Below are 17,283 nucleotides of genomic sequence, written 5' to 3'. Positions count from 1 at the left end.
TTATTCCTCGTAGGCCTTGAGCCCGGAAATCTCACGCCCCTGAGCAAGTTTGTGCAGCAGCGGTGCCAGCTCTTCCATCAGTGCCAGCTCCTTCTGGGTGCGTGCTTTCCAGCCCAGGTTCAACGGTGCCATTAGCTCGGAAAGGCGCTCGCCATCAAAAATGCAACGACGCAGGATTTCATCGACAAAATCTTGCAAGGCATCGGGTTCCAGCCCATGACGGCTGGCAATGTCAGTCAGCTCTCTTGCCTTCTTTTCATCCTTGAAGCGGTTGTAGCCCGCCCGGATTTGCTTTTCATCCAGCGCCTCATTGGCTGGCAGGCTGCGGATGTACTCGGCAATATCCTCGCGCTCGTCAATAAACTTGGCATCGGACTGGATCAGGCTGATCAACTGCTCACGGTTCATCTTCAGTTTCGAGGGGCCTTGCTGCGTCATGCGTGAAATCAGGCCCATGATGTAGTCGTAGTCGATCACTGCCGACGCAAAAAGCACGAACTCAAAGTCCAGTTGTTGTATTTCCGGCGGAGCTTGATCACCTTCCTTGCTCTGAATTTCTTTCAGCTGCTTGGCCGTTTCCAGGTAGGTACTGCGGAAGCTCTGCAACTGGTCGGGTGGCAGGATGGTGTCAATGCGGGTTTTCTGTTCGGGTGCCAGATCGGTGTACTGGTCAAGTTGGGTTTTCAGCCGTTGCACTTCCTTGAAACGGTTGATGAACTCGATACGCGCCGTATCGCCCTTGAGGTTGTAGACCGCTTCGGGTTCGCAAACGAGGTTCTTGTCTGCCATGAAGTCCGACATGCCCGCCACAGCGGCTTCGTATTTGCGAATAACCTCTGCCGCGGATTCCACCAGCCAGATTTCCCGGGGGTTGTCGATCCGTTCGCCGGAAAACAGGGCAATGGCCTCTTCCACCGCGCTTTGCTGCTGGCGAAAATCGAGAATATTTCCGTAAGGCTTGCTGTCGTTCAGTACGCGATTGGTGCGTGAAAATGCCTGGATCAAGCCGTGATGCTTGAGGTTCTTATCCACGTACAGGGTGTTGAGGTACTTGGAGTCAAACCCGGTGAGTAGCATGTCCACCACGATGGTGATGTCGATCTTTTGCGCGGCGGGAAGATCGCTGTTGGGATACTGCTGATCCTTGATGCGCTTTTGCACATCCTGATAATACAGATCGAAATCGCTGATGCGGTGATTGGTACCGAAGCGGGTATTGTAATCAGCGATGATGCGTGTAAGCGCTGCCTTTTTGGCCTCTGGGTCTTTTTTGTTATCTTCCTGCTCTTGCGGCAGGTCTTCCTGAATCTGCTGTACGTCTTTGTTGCCCTCTGCAGGCGGAGAAAATACGCAGGCAATGTTCAGCGGGCGGAACTCCGGATCTTGCTCGGCTTTTTGCTGCTGAATTTCCGCGAACAGCTCGAAGTATTCGATGGCGTCATTGATGCTGGCGGTTGCCAACACGGCATTGAACTTGCGGCCATTGGTGGAGGTGTCATGCTTGGCAAGAATGGTTTCGATGACCTTGGCTTTGGCGATGCCTTCGCCGGGCTTGGGCGGTTTTTTCCCTTCAGGCTTGAAGTAGTCCACGTGGAAGCGCAGTACGTTGCGATCTTCAATGGCGTGGGTGATGGTGTACTGGTGCAGGCAGCGCTGGAACAAATCGTCGGTGGTTCGATAGCTGGCCTGTTGGCCTTCGATTTGCTGGTAGCTGGCGTTTTTCTCGAAGATAGGTGTGCCGGTGAAGCCAAAAAGCTGGGCGTTGGGGAAGAACTCCTTGATGGCTTTGTGGTTGTCACCAAATTGCGAGCGGTGGCACTCATCAAAGATGAACACCATGCGTTGGTTGCGTAGCGGTTCCAGCCGTTCTTTGTAGTTGCGCTTGTTGGCGCCATCCAGCGCCAGACCCAGCTTCTGAATGGTGGTGACGATGACCTTGTCGGCATAATCATCCGACAGCAGGCGGCGCACCAGGGTCTCGGTGTTGGTGTTCTCTTCGACGCAGCCTTCCTGGAAGCGGTTGAATTCTTCGCGGGTCTGCCGATCCAGGTCTTTGCGATCTACCACAAACAGACACTTGTCGATGTCCGGGTTGTCCTTGAGCAGGGTGGACGCTTTGAAGGAAGTCAGCGTCTTGCCTGAGCCGGTGGTATGCCAGATGTAGCCGTTGCCGCAATTTTGGTGGATGCACTCCACAATGGCTTTGACGGCATAGATTTGGTAAGGCCGCATCATGAGCAGCTTCTGCTCGCTAGCCACCAGTACCATGTAGCGGCTGATCATCTGGCCCAAGGTGCACTTGGCCAGGAACTTCTCGGCAAAGCTATCTAGCTGGGTGATCTTCTTGTTGTCTTCGCTGGCGAACTGGTAAACCGGCAGAAAACGCTCATCCGCGTTGAAGCTGAAGTGACGTGAGTTGTTGTTGGCGAAGTACCAGGTATCCGTGCGGTTGCTGACAATGAAGAGCTGCAGGAAGCACAGCAGCGTTTTGCCGTAGCCATTGCCGGGATCAGCCTTGTAATCAACGATCTGCTGCATGGCGCGGCGTGGGCTAACGGCCAGCGTCTTCAGCTCAATTTGCACCACGGGCACGCCATTGATCAGCAGCATCACGTCGTAGCGGTGATGACTGTTGTCAGTGTTCATGCGTAGCTGGTTGACAACCTCGAAGTCGTTCTTGCACCAGTCCCGGATGTTGACCAGAGTGTAGTTCAGCGGTGTGCCATCGTCGCGCTCGAAGCTGTTGATGTTGCGCAATGTTTGAGCAGTGCTATAAACGTCGGGCGTGATGATGCTGTCAAGCAGGCGTTGAAATTCATTGTCAGTCAAGCGTACGCGATTAAGCGCTTCGAACTTGGTTCGGAAGTTAGCTTCCAAGGTCGCACGGTCTCGGATATCTGGACGCAAGGTATATTTGAGATCGGCTAGCTTGTTAATTAGATTCTGCTCAATCTGGCTTTCAGTGATATTCATCCTCACGACTTAATTGAGTTCCAAAGCACTGAATTCTACAGGATCAATGCCATTATCAGCTATCTATAGGGAAGTTCGATAGCTGCCTTCTTACTCAATATTAATGCTCCGCCCTTCCGCTGCCGACTGCATTGCCGCCACAATCGCCTGACAGTTGCCACGCGCATCCGCCAGGCTGAGGAACGGTGGCTTGCCATTGAGCACGCAGTCGCTGAAATGCTCGACTTCAAGGATGAAATGGCTGCTCACGGGCAAGCGCTCTTCCCAGAAGCGGCCATCCTCGGTCCACCAGGTAATCACGGGCACATCGCCTGCCTGCTGCCAGACAGTATGGCATTTCAAGCCACCCTTGCTGCCTGTCACCTCATATTCGGAGCGCCGGGAGGTTTCGAAGCTGATATCGAAATGGCCATGCCTGCCTTCACCGAAGTCGAAGACACCGCTGGTGGCGATATCCGCACCGCTCTCGGCATACTTGGCGATCGTCACCACGCGCTTGGGCTCGGTGCCAAAGCAGCGCCTCAATGAATGGACCGCATAAGGGCCGATGTCCCACATCGCGCCGCCGCCATGGTTCACGTCTCTTTCCAGGCGATAGAGGCGGGCCGGCTTCATGAGGAAGGAATAGCTCGCGCGCACGAACTTGATGTCGCCGATCACGCCGGAACGCAGCAGCTCCTGCACGCGCGCAAATTGCGGATGGAAGACATACATGAAGCCCTCCATCACCGTCACACCCTGCTGCTTCGCTGCGTTCGCGATGGCATCGACATCTGCCACCGTCAGCGCCAGCGGCTTTTCGATCAGGACATGCTTGCCTTTCGCGATGGCCTTCAGCGCCCATTCGGTATGTTCGTGATTGGACATGGGCAAGTAGACCGCTTCGACATTGGCATCATCGAGCAATGCGTCGGGCACGTCATAGCACTTGACAGTGCTTGCCGTCTGGGGTGCATGCTTTTGCACTGTGGCAGCGGCAGCACCCGGACGGCGGCTGGCAATCGCCACCAGCTCGGCGTTGGCTGCATCCACGATAGCGGGCAACAGGCGCTCATTGACGCGCGCGGCGCCCAGTATTCCCCAGCGCAGTTTGCGCTGGGGGCTCACGTTACTCTGGCTCATGTACGGTTTCTCCTTTGGCTATTATTTGGATACTACTCTTACCTGTGCGCACTGGCCTGGCACTTCTGCTACAGCAGGCATGGTCAAGGCTGGGTGCCAGGAAAGCCCGGGATCAATTCTGTGTCCTCTGCCTGGCTGGCAAGCGTAGTTGCCACATGCTGCAGCAGACTAGGTGATGCGTAGCCATCCGCCGGCAAGGCATGTGCGAACTGGTATCCCCTAATGGCTGCCTGCGTCCGGGGGCCAGGCAAGCCATCGCTACCCCCGGTATCGAAACCCAGTTCCGTCAACTGCTGCTGCAGGCGCTTGACGGCATCAATGCTCACCGCCTCCTGCTCGGCACCTATACCGCCAATCAAGGCAGGCCCACCCTGCAGGCGGCTGGCAAGATGCGCCACCGTCAACGCATAGCTGGTGGAACGATTCCATTGCATCACCACGCTGAAATTGTCGAACACCATGAAAGCAGGGCCGCGCCAGCCTTGCGGCAAGACAATCGCCGCATTGAGGCCAATGGGCAGTGCCTGCTGGTCCGCCGCCTGTACGCCCTGCTCCTGCCATTGTTCCACGCTGCGCTTTTGGTTGAGGGCGGCATACTGCCAGGCAAAATCATCAGGGAGCGTGACCTCGATGGCAACTGGCTCACCACGCCTCCAGCCTATCGAATGCAGATAACGCCCGGCGGAAACCATGGCATCGGGAATGGATTGCCAGACATTGATTCTGCCGTCCCCATCGCCATCTTCGGCATAGGCCAGGAAGGTCGAGGGCATGAACTGCATATGCCCGATCGCGCCAGCCCATGACCCGACCATGTTGCCAGCCTCGATATGGCCTGCATCGATGATGCGCAAGGCGTCAAGCAGTTGGCTGCGGAAGAACGCATGACGGCGCCCTTCATAAGCCAGCGTTGCCAGTGCCTGGGGCGTGGAAAAACCGCCCAGCGTCTGTCCGTAATTGGTTTCCAGCCCCCAGAATGCAAGCAGTATGGCGGCAGGCACGCCGTACTGCTGCTCCACAGACCGCAGCAGATGCTCCTGTTCCTGCAGCAAGGCCTGCCCGCGCGCGATCTGCTTGGGGGTGACGCGCCGATTGAGGTAATTGAGGAAGGTCTGCACGAATTCAGGCTGTGCCTGGTCCAGTTCGACCACGCGCGCGATCGGCTCGGCATCAGCCAAGGCCGCCTGCAAAGTCGTTTCGGAAATCCCCTGCGACAGGGCATCACGGTTGAAGTCTTGCATCCATTCGTCGAAACTTTGCCCGTCAGCATGCGACAGCGCGCTGTAAAACAGGCTGCAAACCAATATAAAAGCTAGTGAACGGCGCAATTTCAACAACGCTTCCTCCTCAATCTCGCGATGCTTTGATGCATCATCAAATGGACCTGGCTGGCGACAATTCGCGTATTAAGCGCTACGGACAAAGCCCAGCGAAGCGATTTTGGCTAGACGCTCTGCCGCAGACAATACAACAAGTACGGCAAGGCGGAGCAACGACGCCAAAAGGGTTTTGTGAGCGGCGCTAAGCACGAACCATGTCTTCCCAGGCCTTATCCAAGCGCTTCACCGATACCGGGAACGGTGTTTTGAGCTCCTGCGCAAACAGGGAAACGCGCAGTTCCTCGATCAGCCAGCGATAGTCCAGCACGGCTGGCGGCACTTCCTGGTTTGCCTTGCGCAATCCCTGCACATGAGATTCCCAGCGCTCCCAGATCTGTTGCACGGCCTGGCCGCTGCGAGTATCACGCTCTATCGCGCCGGGATATTTCTCCAGACGCAGCCGCATGGCCTTGATATAACGTGGCAGGTGCTGCAGGGTATCCCAAGGCGTCGCACTGAAAAAACGCTTGGGCAGCAAGCGCGCAAGCTGGCCCTCCAGCTCCTTCTTGACTCTGGACAGGCTGGCCGGAGCGGCGTTCAACTTTTGTGTGAGCTGCGTGTATTCCGTAGCAATTGCGGTTGCCAACCGGCCTGCGCCCTCCACGACTGCCGGTAGGCGCGTGCGGGCACGGGCTTTCAATGCCATGAAGTCCTGGCTGTTGCGCGGAAGCTCATCCTCGCCGATGAAGGCGCGATCACTGATCGCGACCAGCATGTCCTCGCGCAACTCTTCCGGACTCATGATGCTGCGCAACTGCAAGGCATATTGATTGAAGCCCGGCAGGCCTTTTTCCAGTTGCTTCATCTGTTCCTTGAGCTCGAAACGCATCAACCGGCGTACTCCTGCCCGGTGGGATTGCCGCGCGGCCAGCTCGGTATCGAACAGCTTGATGGCAACACTGTCGCCGTTGTCCTCCAGCGCCGGGTACCCAGTCAATTGGCGCCCGTCACGGCTGAAACTCAATGTCGGCGGCAAGTCGCCGAAATCCCATTGCTTGAGGCCGGCTTTCTCGATACCGGGCGAATTGCTGCGGAAGGTCAGCTGCGCGGCCTGGCCAAGCTGGGCCTTGAGTGCGTGCCAGTCGCGGCCGCTGCCAAGCTCGCGGTTTTTCTCGTCCACCACGCGGAAGTTCATGTAAAGGTGCGCGTCCAGCGCATCGGCCTGCCATTCGCTGGCACTCAGCTTCAAGCCGGTGCGCTGCTGGATATAGCTCGCCAATGCAGGCAACAATGCGCCGTCCTTCCTGGTTGCGGTTTCCAGGAAGCCGGTCACGAAATCCGGCACCGGCACGCAGACACGTCGCAGCGTCTTGGGCAGCGCCTTGATCAGCGCCGTGACCTTCTCGCGTATCATGCCCGGCACCAGCCATTCCGCCTCGACCGGGTTGAGCTGATTGAGCAAGGCCAGCGGCACGGTCGCCGTCACGCCATCAAGCGGATGGCCCGGCTCGAAACGGTATTTCAACGGCAGTTTCACGCCATCCAGCTCCAGGCTTTCCGGGAACTGCACCTCGGTCACACCCGCTGCGCCATGACGCATCAGGTGGTCGCGCGTGAGGTACAGCAGGCGCGGGGTTTCCCTTTCCGCCTCCTGGCGCCATTTTTCGAATCCTGCACCATTGACGATGCCTGCCGGAATGATGGCATCGTAGAACGCAAACAGCGTATGCTCGTCCACCAGCACATCCTGCCGCCGCGCCTTGTGCTCCAGCTCCTCGATCTCTGCAATCAGCTTGCGGTTGGCGGCAAAGAACGGCGCACGCGTATCGAATTCCATGTTCGCCAATGCCTCGCGGATGAATATCTCTCGCGACTCCTGGGGATTGATCGGGCCGTAATGCACGCGGCGGCGCGGCACCACGGTGAGGCCATACAGGCTCACGCGTTCCCATGCCACGACTTGGGCAGCCTTGCGGTCCCAGCGCGGGTCGCTATAGTGGCTTTGTGTCAGGCCGCGCGCCAGGGGCTCTATCCAGTCCGGCTCTATACGCGCCACACAGCGCGCATAGAGCTTGGTGGTTTCCATCAATTCGGCGGCCATCACCCACTTGGGCCGCGCTTTCTTCAGCGTGGAACCCGGCGCGATATGGAAACGGATGCCTCGCGCGCCGAGATAATTGTCCGCTTCGCCATCCTTGAAACCGATATTGCCGAGCAACCCGGCAAGCAAGGCACGGTGCACCTGCTCATAGGAAGCAGGCTGCTCGTTGAGCTTAAGTTCAAGCTCCTCGGCAATTTCCCTGAGCTGCTGGTAGAGCTCGCGCCACTCCTTGAGTCGCAGGAACGAGAGGAAATTGCTGTGGCACTTGTTGAGCAAGTCCTTGTTCGATTTCTTGGTCTTGAGCGCGTCTTCGTACCACTCCCACAGCTTGATGAAGCCAAGAAAATCGGAATGCTCGACATTGAACTTGGCATGTGCCTGATCAGCCGCCTCGCGCTTGTCCATGGGACGCTCTCGCGGATCCTGTATCGCCAGCGCGCTGGCGATGATGAGGATTTCACGCACACAGCCCTGCTTCTTGCCTTCCAGGATCATGCGCGAGACGCGTGGATCCAGCGGCAGGCGCGCCAACTGACGTCCGGTATCGGTGATATTCTGCTCTGCATCCACCGCGCCCAGCTCCTGCAATAGCTGGTAGCCATCGGCAATATAGCGCGAGCTTGGTGCTTCGATGAATGGAAAGTCCTGCACGTTGCCCAACTTGAGCGCAGCCATGCGCAGGATGACAGCGGCTAGCGAGGATCGCAGGATTTCGGGATCGGTGAATTCGGGACGGTGATTGAAATCCGCTTCGTCATACAGCCGGATACAGATACCGTTGGACACGCGTCCGCAGCGACCGGCTCGTTGACGCGCCGCCGCCTGGGAGATCTTCTCCACCTGCAATTGCTCGACCTTGGCGCGTGCGCTGTAACGGTTGACCCGCGCCAGACCGGTATCGATCACATACTTGATGCCCGGCACGGTGAGCGAAGTCTCGGCGACATTGGTGGCGAGCACCACGCGCCGCCCGCCGCTGGAGCGGAATACTTTCTGCTGGTCTTCTATGGAGAGGCGCGCGAACAAGGGCAATATCTCCACATGGCGCAGGTGCTTGTTGAGGTAATCCGCCGTCTCGCGAATCTCGCGCTCGCCCGGCAGGAACACCAGGATGTCGCCGCCGCCGAGCCGCGACAGTTGCTCCACGGAATCGAGGATCGCCTCCTCCATCGCTTCCTCGGCATCGTCCTCTTCCAGCCATTTGGCTTCGGCACGCGGCTTGCGCTGGATGCCCATGATGTCCTGACCCAGCACCTCCACGTCATTATCGTCCTCCAGCCATTTGCGGATGGAAGGATCGATATTGCCTGCCTTGCGCTTGATGCCGATATCAATGATATCCTCCTGCGGCGCCTCTTCTTTTTGCGCCACGACTGGCACCGGCGCAGCGACTGGCGCTGGCGGCGCCACCACCATGCGGCGACTGCCCAGGGGTCGGTAGCGGATTTCCACCGGATAAGTCCGCCCGGAGACCTCGATCACCGGCGCGCCGTTGAAATGGCGTGAAAAGCGCTCGGCATCAATGGTCGCCGAGGTGACAATCACCTTGAGGTCAGGCCGGCGCGGCAACAATTGCTTGAGATAGCCAAGCAGAAAATCGATATTCAGGCTGCGCTCGTGCGCCTCGTCGATGATGATGGTGTCGTAGGCGTTGAGGAAACGGTCACCCTGCGTTTCCGCAAGCAGAATACCGTCCGTCATCAGCTTGATATAGGTGGTTTCCGAGAGTCGGTCGTTGAATCTCACCTTGTAACCTACCGCCTCGCCCAATGGGGATTTCAGCTCCTGTGCAATGCGCGACGCCACCGAGCGCGCAGCAATCCGCCGCGGCTGAGTATGCCCGATCAACCCGGCAACACCACGCCCCAGCTCAAGGCAGATTTTCGGCAATTGTGTCGTCTTACCAGAGCCTGTCTCCCCACTCACGATGACCACCTGGTGCTTGGCAATCGCCTGCGCAATTTCATCCTTGCGTGCACTAACGGGCAATTCAGCCGGATATTCGGGCTTAGGTAACTGTTCCTGCCTTAACTGTCGGCGTTGAAGAGAGGTCTGGACTTTTGTTGCCAGCTCTGTCATCAGTTTATCAACCGGTTTGCCCTGCTCCAGCATGGCACCAACCTGCTGCAAACGGCGCTTTAAATGGAAGCGGTCAAGCAATAAACAATCGGGAAGTTGCGCCTGCAAGTGCTTCAGCACTTGGCGCTCATTGATAGAACTGGTTGTCGTCATAGATGGGAATGGATTTTAGCATGGCTGCCCTTGTTTTCAGGCCCTGACAATAGTGCTTTATGCCCAACGAGACAGTCTCAACACCCACAATTTCATCAATGCTGAAGAATAGATGACGACAATTTTTACCACGCCTACCTGCTCACACCGGTGCCCGAGCCTGCCACTTATGCGCTGCTGCTCGCTGGCCTGGGTGTGCTTATCAGCAATGTTCGCCGCGAAACCAAAACCCAAAATCAAAACCTGCAATAAACAATGAGCAGAACACAACTTACACCCCTGCATGCAGGGGATATTCATGCATTTCTCATTGTATGAACTAAGGGTCAATCCACCTTTTCCTAGCAAAGCTGACTCGACGCAGGGCGTTATCTGTTGAAAGACGCATGTTAAGATAGCGGGATGGAATTTGATCAATTGAAGCTGGTAGGCGGGATGAGCGCCTTTTTCCTGCTGTTGGGATTCGGCTGCTGGTTATTGCTGCAGACCGCGACCATGGGCGACGGCCCTGCCGGTGCGGATTTCTTTGGCGAGCTTTGCATTGTTGCCCCGGCTTCTAGCACCAAGCCGCTTACGCCATGTATCGCGTGCGTGGCGCTTTCGCACCAGCTCGTCTCGCAAACATTGACGCTTGGGCCAGCGGCACTCGCCCTGCCCGGCATCAGCGCCTACACTGAACCTCTTTCCCTAGGAGATCCACAATGAAACACATCTGCCTAAGCCTGCTATTGCTTTGCAGTCTCCATGCACAGGCCGAGGTTACCATCGTCGAGCCGTGGGTGCGCACCACTGCACCTGGGCAAAAGGTGGCAGCTGGTTATGCGCGCATCGTATCGGACAAGGATGTCGTGTTGGTCTCGGCCAGCTCCAGTCATGCGGACAAGGTTGAAGTCCATGAAATGCTGATGGATGACGGCATCATGAAAATGCGCCCGCTGCAGCGACTCGAACTCAAGGCCAACACCCCTGTAGAATTGAAGCCTAGCGGAGCGCACCTGATGCTCATTGGGATCAAAAGCCCTGTGAAGGTGGGCGATGCCATTCCGCTGACCCTGGTATTTGAAGACGGGCAAGCCGTGCAGGAGAGTGTCTCCGCGGTATTCAACGGACGGGCCGTCTCCCACCAAGGGATGGAGCATCACGCACACTGACATATCCGCCGCCGAATATAAACAGGAGTACGCTTTTGGTTGCCAAACTGCTACAAGGCTTGAGCGAACAAGCCCTGCATAGGCTCAAGTGTTTGCGCCAACTGTTGGTGCAATCGGTATTGTCATGGTTTTCCCATCGCGCCACCAGCAAGGGGGCCGCGCTGGCTTTTTACACCATGTTCTCGCTGACCCCTATCCTGGTGTTGGTGATTGCGATTGCAGGATACTTCCTCGGTGAGCGTGCCGCACATGGCGAAATTGTGGCGCAGATATCGGACCTGGTGGGCGAGAGCGGCGCGCAGGTGATCCAGAGCATGCTGGCTAAGTCGAGCAATCCCAAGTCCGGCATCGTGGCGACGTTGATCGCCTCTGCCCTGCTGTTCATCGGGGCGACGACAGTGTTTGCCGAACTCAAGGCCAGCCTGGATGAAGTCTGGGAAGTCTCAAAGGACACGGCCCGGGGCGGCAAGGCAGCCATTGGCAACTTGGTCAAGACAAGGCTGCTTTCATTCAGCATCATCGTCTCGCTCGCCTTCCTGTTGCTGACTTCATTGCTGGTGAATGCCGGATTGGCGCTGGTCGAGCAGTTCTTCGCGGAGTTCGTTGGCCGCTTCATTACGGCCATCGGCGTATTCAAGCACATTTCCGCATTGGTAAGCTTTGGCGTGATCACCTCGATGTTTGCCGTCATCTTCAAGATGCTGCCTGACGTGAAGCTGCCATGGTCGGATGTCTGGATAGGGGCCGCCTTCACCGCCATCCTGTTCAGCCTTGGGAAATACCTGATCGGGATATATTTGGGCAACAGCGCGGTGGCATCAAGCTTCGGTGCGGCAGGCTCCTTGATCGCCCTGTTGCTATGGGTGTATTACTCCGCGCAGATTTTTTTCTTCGGCGCCGAAATCACGCGGCAATACGCCCTCACATTTGGCAGCCTGCGCGGCATCCCCACAGACAAGATTCCGCTCAAGTAATGCCGGTGGGCGGATCACAACCCACCTCGCGACCTTAGTAGATAAAGCGGTCGCGCAGATCCTGCAGATTAAGCTGTTCCAGTATCTGTTCCAGCCTGGCCTGGGCATTGCGGCGCGGGCTGTTCTTGTAGCGTGCAATGATAAGTTCGTTTTTCATGGAATGCTCCCACCCTACCAACTCGGTCACGGTCACCTGGTAACCGTGAGCTTCCAGCTGCAGACAGCGCAGCACATTGGTGATCTGGCTGCCGAATTCGCGCGTATGGATCGGGTGGCGCCATATCTCGGACAGCGGTGTTTTTCCGAAGGATTCATTCTTGTGCTTGCGCAACACTTCGGCCACCTCGGCTTGGCAGCAAGGCACCAGTACCATGAACTGGGCTTTTTTCTCCAGGCCAAATCGAATAGCATCATCAGTCGCCGTGTTGCAGGCGTGCAATGCGGTGACGATATCAACCTGGTCAGGCAATGCAGGTGAGGCCATGGCCTCTTCCACCGTCAGGTGAAAGAAGTCCATGCGGTTGAAACCCAGCTTTTGCGCAAGCGACTTCGACTTCTCCACCAGCTCACCGCGTGCTTCTATGCCAGCAATGCGGCCGGCCGCCTGCTGCTTGACGAACAGGTCGTAAAGGATAAATCCCAGGTAGGATTTTCCCGCGCCATGATCGATGAGAATGGGATCGGCGCGGCTTTCCATCACTTCCAGCAGCAAGGGCTCGATGAAGTGATACAGGTGGTATACCTGCTTGAGTTTCCGCCGTGTATCCTGGTTGAGCTTGCCTTCCCGCGTGAGGATATGCAGCTCCTTGAGGAGCTCGATTGATTGCTGGGGCTTGATTTCCGGGATGAGTGTCATGACGGCATTTTAACACTCACCCACGAGGTGGCTGACATCATCGCGATGTCAGCCAGACACAACGGTTAATGCGCGTGATCTTGCTGCTCGCCATGCTTGTCATGCGCATGGGCATGTACGCCTGGGGCGCCTTGCGCATGTGCTAGCCATGCCAGGGCATTCTTGTCATGCTCCATATCCCCAATATCGGCAAAATCGACGTGTTGATATCCTTGCAGGATCTTTTCGGTCGTTTTCTCCACGGGCAGCTTGCCCTGGTAGCGTTCCACCAGCTTCACTGTCACATGATGCGTGGGATGGCGGTATTCCACCTGCAATGGAATTGCGAGCGCGGGAATCCAGGTAATTTCAGTATCGACATTATTCAGCTTGCCGCTGTAGATCTCCGTAGGCATCTGTTGATAAGGCTGCCCTGGTTTCTTTTCCAGTTGCGCCAGTTCGTTTTTGGTCACTAGTTGGGTCAGGGCCTGCCATTTGGAATCGCCAACCGGCATCCCCAGCATCCGCATATCCACGCTATTGTAATTGATGGCACGCTGCTGCTCGTGCATCAGGTAGAGATACTCCAGATCACCATTGGGATGGCGTTGCCACAGATCACTCTGGCTTGCACCCACGTCACGCAACTCAACCTGCCCGGCCTCACGCAGCATCAACCATGCTCGCGTCACTGGTCGTTGGCAAGGCAAGGCACATTGGATAGTTTCAAACCGCGCATCAAGCGCGGGCAGCGTGTCAGCAAAGACCAGGTTGGACGACAAGGCTAGCGCGACCAACCCGATACATTTCATGTTGTTTTGCATGTTGAATACTCTCGCATACTAATAAAACAAAATGGATGGAATGGCTTGCCGCCATTCCATCCGTCTCAATGACACAGCATCAAGCCACTGTTTAGAAGCCGAAGGCATCCTTCATGACATGGAAGATGTAATTCTGCTCATGCATACCATGGAACAAGTGCGCCTTGGGGCCGCCGGCAAAAATCTGCACTTCTTCGGCTGAATGCGTTTCAGAGTTCAGCGGCACAGTCACTTCCTGGTGGAAATCAGGGTGGCTGGTGTCGACATTGGTCATGTCTTCGATACGGCCACTGCGTGCTGGGTAGTTATAGACTTCCTCACCCGGCACTTCTGGGTAGTAGCCCTTGCCATTGGCATAGGAAATGGTGGTGTATGGGTTACCGTCTGTCGCAAGGCTCAGACGCCCATCGACCATCACCTTGCCGAGGATGGGATTGCCGCGCTCTGGATAGCCGCCAATGGTCATGGTATGGCTATGGTCGGCAGTCACGATGACCAGGGTATCAGTGAGGTCAACCTTTTCCAGGGCCTTTTTCACCGCATCAGACAAGGCAATGGTATCGGTCAGCGCACGGTACGCATTGTTGGCGTGGTGGCCATGGTCGATGCGGCCAGCTTCCACCATCAGGAAAAAGCCCTTGGGATTCTTCTTGAGGATATCGATTGCCTTGCCTGTCATGTCAGCCAGGGATGGCTCCTTGCCTGTGTCATTCGGGCGGTCATGCTCGTATTGCATGTGGGAGCGCTCGAACAAGCCCAGCAAACGGTTGGTATTGGCTGGATTGATGGCATCGAATTGTGCCTGGTTCCAGACGAACTTGCCGCCGAACTTCTCCACATATTCCTGGGCCAGGTTACGGCCATCACGGCGCTCGCCCTTGCGGCCTGCATTTTCAGGATCATCGACAGTATTGGGCAGGAAGCGGCTGCGGCCACCACCCAGTACCACTTCAATCCCGTCGCCAATCGCGCCGGCGCCAAAATTGTCGATCAGCTGGGAGGCAATATCCTTGACTTCGGAATCGGCAGGCACATTGTTATCGGACTCCCAGTCACGGGCGGAGGTGTGGGCATAAGTTGCCGCAGGCGTCGCATGCGTGATGCGGGCTGTGGAAATCACGCCAGTGGCACGGCCATTCTGCTCTGCCAGCTCAAGAATGGTCGCCAGCTTGGCGGCCTGTACCTTGCTGTTGTCCTTATCGCCGTTCAACACACGCTGATCTACCGAAATCACGCCGTCGTTGGTCTTCACGCCGGTCACCATGGCCGTCATGGTGGGCGCGGAATCAGGTGTCTGCTGATTGGCAGAGTAAGTCTTGGACAAGGCGAGGTAAGGCAGCGTCTCGAAAGCCAGCTTGTTGCGCTCTCCATCACGGCCTTTCATCTGGCCCTCGAGGATGCGGGCTGCCGTCACAGTCGAAATACCCATACCGTCACCCACGAACAGGATCACGTTTTTGGCCTTGCGGTTATTGGGATAAAGCTTCTTGGCAGCTGCCAGCGCATCTTGTCCATCCTGGTACCAGGTATTGGCATCCTCTGCCAGCGCCTGGCCAGCCAGGGCCATCGTGACCGCCAAGGCGGATACCTTCATTGTTGCCTTTTTCATTTTATGCTCTCCCGGGGTTGATTAAATTGTTTGACGACGACGCAAAGCCAGGCCAAGTACGCCTAGGCCAGCAAGCAGCATGGCGTAGGTATCGGCTTCAGGCACTGGGGTAACGTTCAGGCTGATATTGTCGAGACCGACCTGCAAGGCGCCCTGGTTGCTCACTGCGGCAAAACGCAAGGTGTATTCGCCTCCGGCAGCCAGTGCATCGGTCACATCAAAACTGTAGTCCACATACTGGTTCACATTGTCTGCTCCATCAAAGCGACGGCCATTGGCACCGCCAAGATAGTACGTACCGATGATGTCAGCAGCATGAACGGAAAATGGATCTGCGTCCGCACGGAGAATATCCACACGGACGTGCTGGTTGGCTTCGTAGCTGCCGCCGGTGGTGGCATCCAGGCCAGCCTGATTGATATACACAATACCGTTGTCGCTCTGGTCATTGACGAACATCTGGAAGGACAGTACGGCGGAAGTCACGGCACTGATCGAGAAATTCTGGTAAAGCGCCTGGCTGCTAGGATAAGCAGAATCCAGGAAGCCGTAGAACTGACCGCTGGCAGCGCCAACTGTCTTGTAACCGCTGCCATAGGACTCGGTGGCATCCGTCGCCAGCACAGAACCATAAATCCCCTGTTCGGCCACTTGCCAACCTTGAGGGTTGTAACTTTCGGCAGCATCGGCCTCGAAGCCGCCATTGACAATGACTTCCTGCGCAAATGCAGGCACAGCAAACAGCATGGAGCTGGCCAGGGCCAGCGCTACGCCATGTTTTTGAAACTTCATGGTGATTCCCCTTTGTTTAGGTAAGAGTTGGAAACAATCCGGGAGCCATAGTAGGAAGCAGTTGTGTTAACCAGATGGACACAGAATAGTCCGAATGGACTATGTCAAAACGGTGCCTAGCCTTCATTTTTGCAACAAAGATGCAAAGACGGGCCGAAATAGCAAGCGGAATGCTAAAATGACAGCCGCACGGGACTAGGCTGCACCCTCGAGCAAAAAACCGCATACTTTCATCATCGACTTTCAGGTAGAGCAGTTCATCATGGCAATTCAATGGTTCCCCGGACACATGACCTCCGCCCGTAAAAAAGCGGAAGAAACCATGGAGTTCACTGATGTAGTGATCGAAGTGCTGGATGCGCGCGTGCCGGAAGCCAGCCACAACCCCATGATTGAGGAATTGCGCCTGCACCGCCAGCGTCCGAGCCTCAAAATCCTCAACAAGGCCGACCTGGCCGACCCTGCCGTCACCCAGGCATGGCTCAACCACTTCAACCGCCAGGACGGCATCAAGGCAGTGGCGCTGTCTTGCAAGAAGCCGGGCGACGCAAAGAAAATTCCCGACCTCTGCCGCAGCCTGGCACCGCATCGTGGCAGCCACCTCAAGCCACTGCGCATGATGATCATGGGCATTCCCAATGTCGGCAAATCCACGCTCATGAACGCCTTACTCAACCGCCGCATTGCCAAGGTCGGCGACGAGCCCGCCGTCACCAAGAGCCAGCAGCGCTTCGAACTCAGTCCCCAGCTCACCATTACCGACACCCCGGGCATGATGTGGCCGAAAATCAAGTACGACTCCGACGGCTATATGCTCGCCGCCAGCCATGCCATTGGCCGCAATGCCGTGATCGATGAGGAAGTCGCGGAATTTCTCGCCGGTATCCTGCTGGAGCGCTACCCCGCCCTGCTACAGTCGCGATACAAGATAGATGTAAGCAACATGGATGCGATTGACCTGCTCGAAGCGATCGGCAAACGACGAGGCTACCTGCTCAAGGGCGGCGCGCTGGACATGGAAAAGACCGCGATGGCCTTTCTCGTGGACTATCGTTCCGGCACCCTCGGGCGCATTAGCCTCGAAACGCCGGAATCACGCGCAGCCATGATGACAGAAGCGCTGGCCCGGCAGAAGGCAAGGGAGGAAAGCCAGGAAGAAAAAACCAAGACAGAACCTTAAGACACGTCATTTCATTTTTATCATTTATAAAATAGACAATAAATTCAATTACATAGATATAAATTCTCATGTCAATCTTCATGAATTAGTCCAAACGTATCAGCCACAACAGACTATTGAGCACTTCCGCAATGCAGCGCTAGGATGGGATTGCAAATACATCGAAATAAA

Annotated in this window: 13 protein-coding genes; 5 read left to right on the top strand and 8 right to left on the bottom strand. The window is 56.4% G+C overall.

The window, feature by feature from the left end; translation table 11 throughout:
* The 4 genes from MFLA_RS06220 to hrpA form a co-directional block, all read right to left on the bottom strand.
* Nucleotides 1–2,973, bottom strand: coding sequence for a type I restriction endonuclease subunit R (locus MFLA_RS06220; protein WP_011479437.1), 2,973 nt, complete (start codon nucleotides 2,971–2,973; stop codon nucleotides 1–3).
* A 90-nt stretch (nucleotides 2,974–3,063) separates the two neighbouring features.
* Nucleotides 3,064–4,095, bottom strand: a complete 1,032-nt coding sequence (locus MFLA_RS06215; protein WP_011479436.1) for a Gfo/Idh/MocA family protein — start codon at nucleotides 4,093–4,095, stop codon at nucleotides 3,064–3,066.
* An 83-nt stretch (nucleotides 4,096–4,178) separates the two neighbouring features.
* Nucleotides 4,179–5,429, bottom strand: coding sequence for a lytic murein transglycosylase (locus MFLA_RS06210; RefSeq protein WP_229407196.1), 1,251 nt, complete (start codon nucleotides 5,427–5,429; stop codon nucleotides 4,179–4,181).
* A 187-nt stretch (nucleotides 5,430–5,616) separates the two neighbouring features.
* Nucleotides 5,617–9,747, bottom strand: coding sequence for an ATP-dependent RNA helicase HrpA (hrpA, locus tag MFLA_RS06205; protein ID WP_011479434.1), 4,131 nt, complete (start codon nucleotides 9,745–9,747; stop codon nucleotides 5,617–5,619).
* Between the two features lie 150 nt (nucleotides 9,748–9,897).
* Between hrpA and MFLA_RS15080 the strand changes: the two genes are divergently transcribed.
* The 4 genes from MFLA_RS15080 to MFLA_RS06185 all read left to right on the top strand — a co-directional run bounded on the left by MFLA_RS15080 (nucleotide 9,898) and on the right by MFLA_RS06185 (nucleotide 11,872).
* Nucleotides 9,898–9,999 carry a PEP-CTERM sorting domain-containing protein gene (locus MFLA_RS15080; RefSeq protein WP_195742101.1) on the top strand — a complete coding sequence of 34 codons (102 nt, stop codon included), beginning with the start codon at nucleotides 9,898–9,900 and terminating at the stop codon, nucleotides 9,997–9,999.
* A gap of 150 nt (nucleotides 10,000–10,149) precedes the next feature.
* The gene (locus MFLA_RS06195) at nucleotides 10,150–10,452 is read left to right on the top strand and encodes a hypothetical protein (RefSeq protein ID WP_011479433.1); all 303 of its coding nucleotides are present in this window, start codon (nucleotides 10,150–10,152) and stop codon (nucleotides 10,450–10,452) included.
* Entirely contained in the window at nucleotides 10,449–10,898 is a 450-nt protein-coding gene (locus MFLA_RS06190; protein ID WP_011479432.1) for a copper chaperone PCu(A)C, read from the top strand. Before MFLA_RS06195 ends, MFLA_RS06190 begins: the two co-directional genes overlap by 4 nt.
* Nucleotides 10,899–10,933: 35 nt before the next feature.
* On the top strand, nucleotides 10,934–11,872 hold the full coding sequence (locus MFLA_RS06185; RefSeq protein ID WP_011479431.1) for a YihY/virulence factor BrkB family protein: 939 nt from the start codon (nucleotides 10,934–10,936) through the stop codon (nucleotides 11,870–11,872).
* 34 nt (nucleotides 11,873–11,906) lie between these two features.
* Here the strand turns inward: MFLA_RS06185 and MFLA_RS06180 are convergent, their stop codons facing one another.
* The 4 genes from MFLA_RS06180 to MFLA_RS06165 all read right to left on the bottom strand — a co-directional run bounded on the left by MFLA_RS06180 (nucleotide 11,907) and on the right by MFLA_RS06165 (nucleotide 15,932).
* Entirely contained in the window at nucleotides 11,907–12,728 is an 822-nt protein-coding gene (locus MFLA_RS06180) for a class I SAM-dependent methyltransferase (protein ID WP_011479430.1), read from the bottom strand.
* A gap of 65 nt (nucleotides 12,729–12,793) precedes the next feature.
* Nucleotides 12,794–13,519: a hypothetical protein gene (locus MFLA_RS06175; RefSeq protein WP_195742100.1), complete on the bottom strand. Its 726-nt coding sequence runs from the start codon at nucleotides 13,517–13,519 to the stop codon at nucleotides 12,794–12,796.
* Nucleotides 13,520–13,622: 103 nt separating this feature from the next.
* Nucleotides 13,623–15,140: an alkaline phosphatase gene (locus tag MFLA_RS06170; protein WP_011479428.1), complete on the bottom strand. Its 1,518-nt coding sequence runs from the start codon at nucleotides 15,138–15,140 to the stop codon at nucleotides 13,623–13,625.
* Nucleotides 15,141–15,161: 21 nt separating this feature from the next.
* Nucleotides 15,162–15,932, bottom strand: coding sequence for a PEP-CTERM sorting domain-containing protein (locus MFLA_RS06165; RefSeq protein WP_011479427.1), 771 nt, complete (start codon nucleotides 15,930–15,932; stop codon nucleotides 15,162–15,164).
* 262 nt (nucleotides 15,933–16,194) lie between these two features.
* Between MFLA_RS06165 and ylqF the strand changes: the two genes are divergently transcribed.
* Nucleotides 16,195–17,112, top strand: coding sequence for a ribosome biogenesis GTPase YlqF (gene ylqF / locus MFLA_RS06160; RefSeq protein WP_011479426.1), 918 nt, complete (start codon nucleotides 16,195–16,197; stop codon nucleotides 17,110–17,112).
* Nucleotides 17,113–17,283 lie beyond the last annotated feature (171 nt).

The organism is Methylobacillus flagellatus KT, assembly GCF_000013705.1.
Classification (GTDB): domain Bacteria; phylum Pseudomonadota; class Gammaproteobacteria; order Burkholderiales; family Methylophilaceae; genus Methylobacillus; species Methylobacillus flagellatus.
The sequence above is the reverse complement of the archived record's forward strand: the minus strand, read 5'-3'. Positions and strand labels throughout refer to the sequence as shown.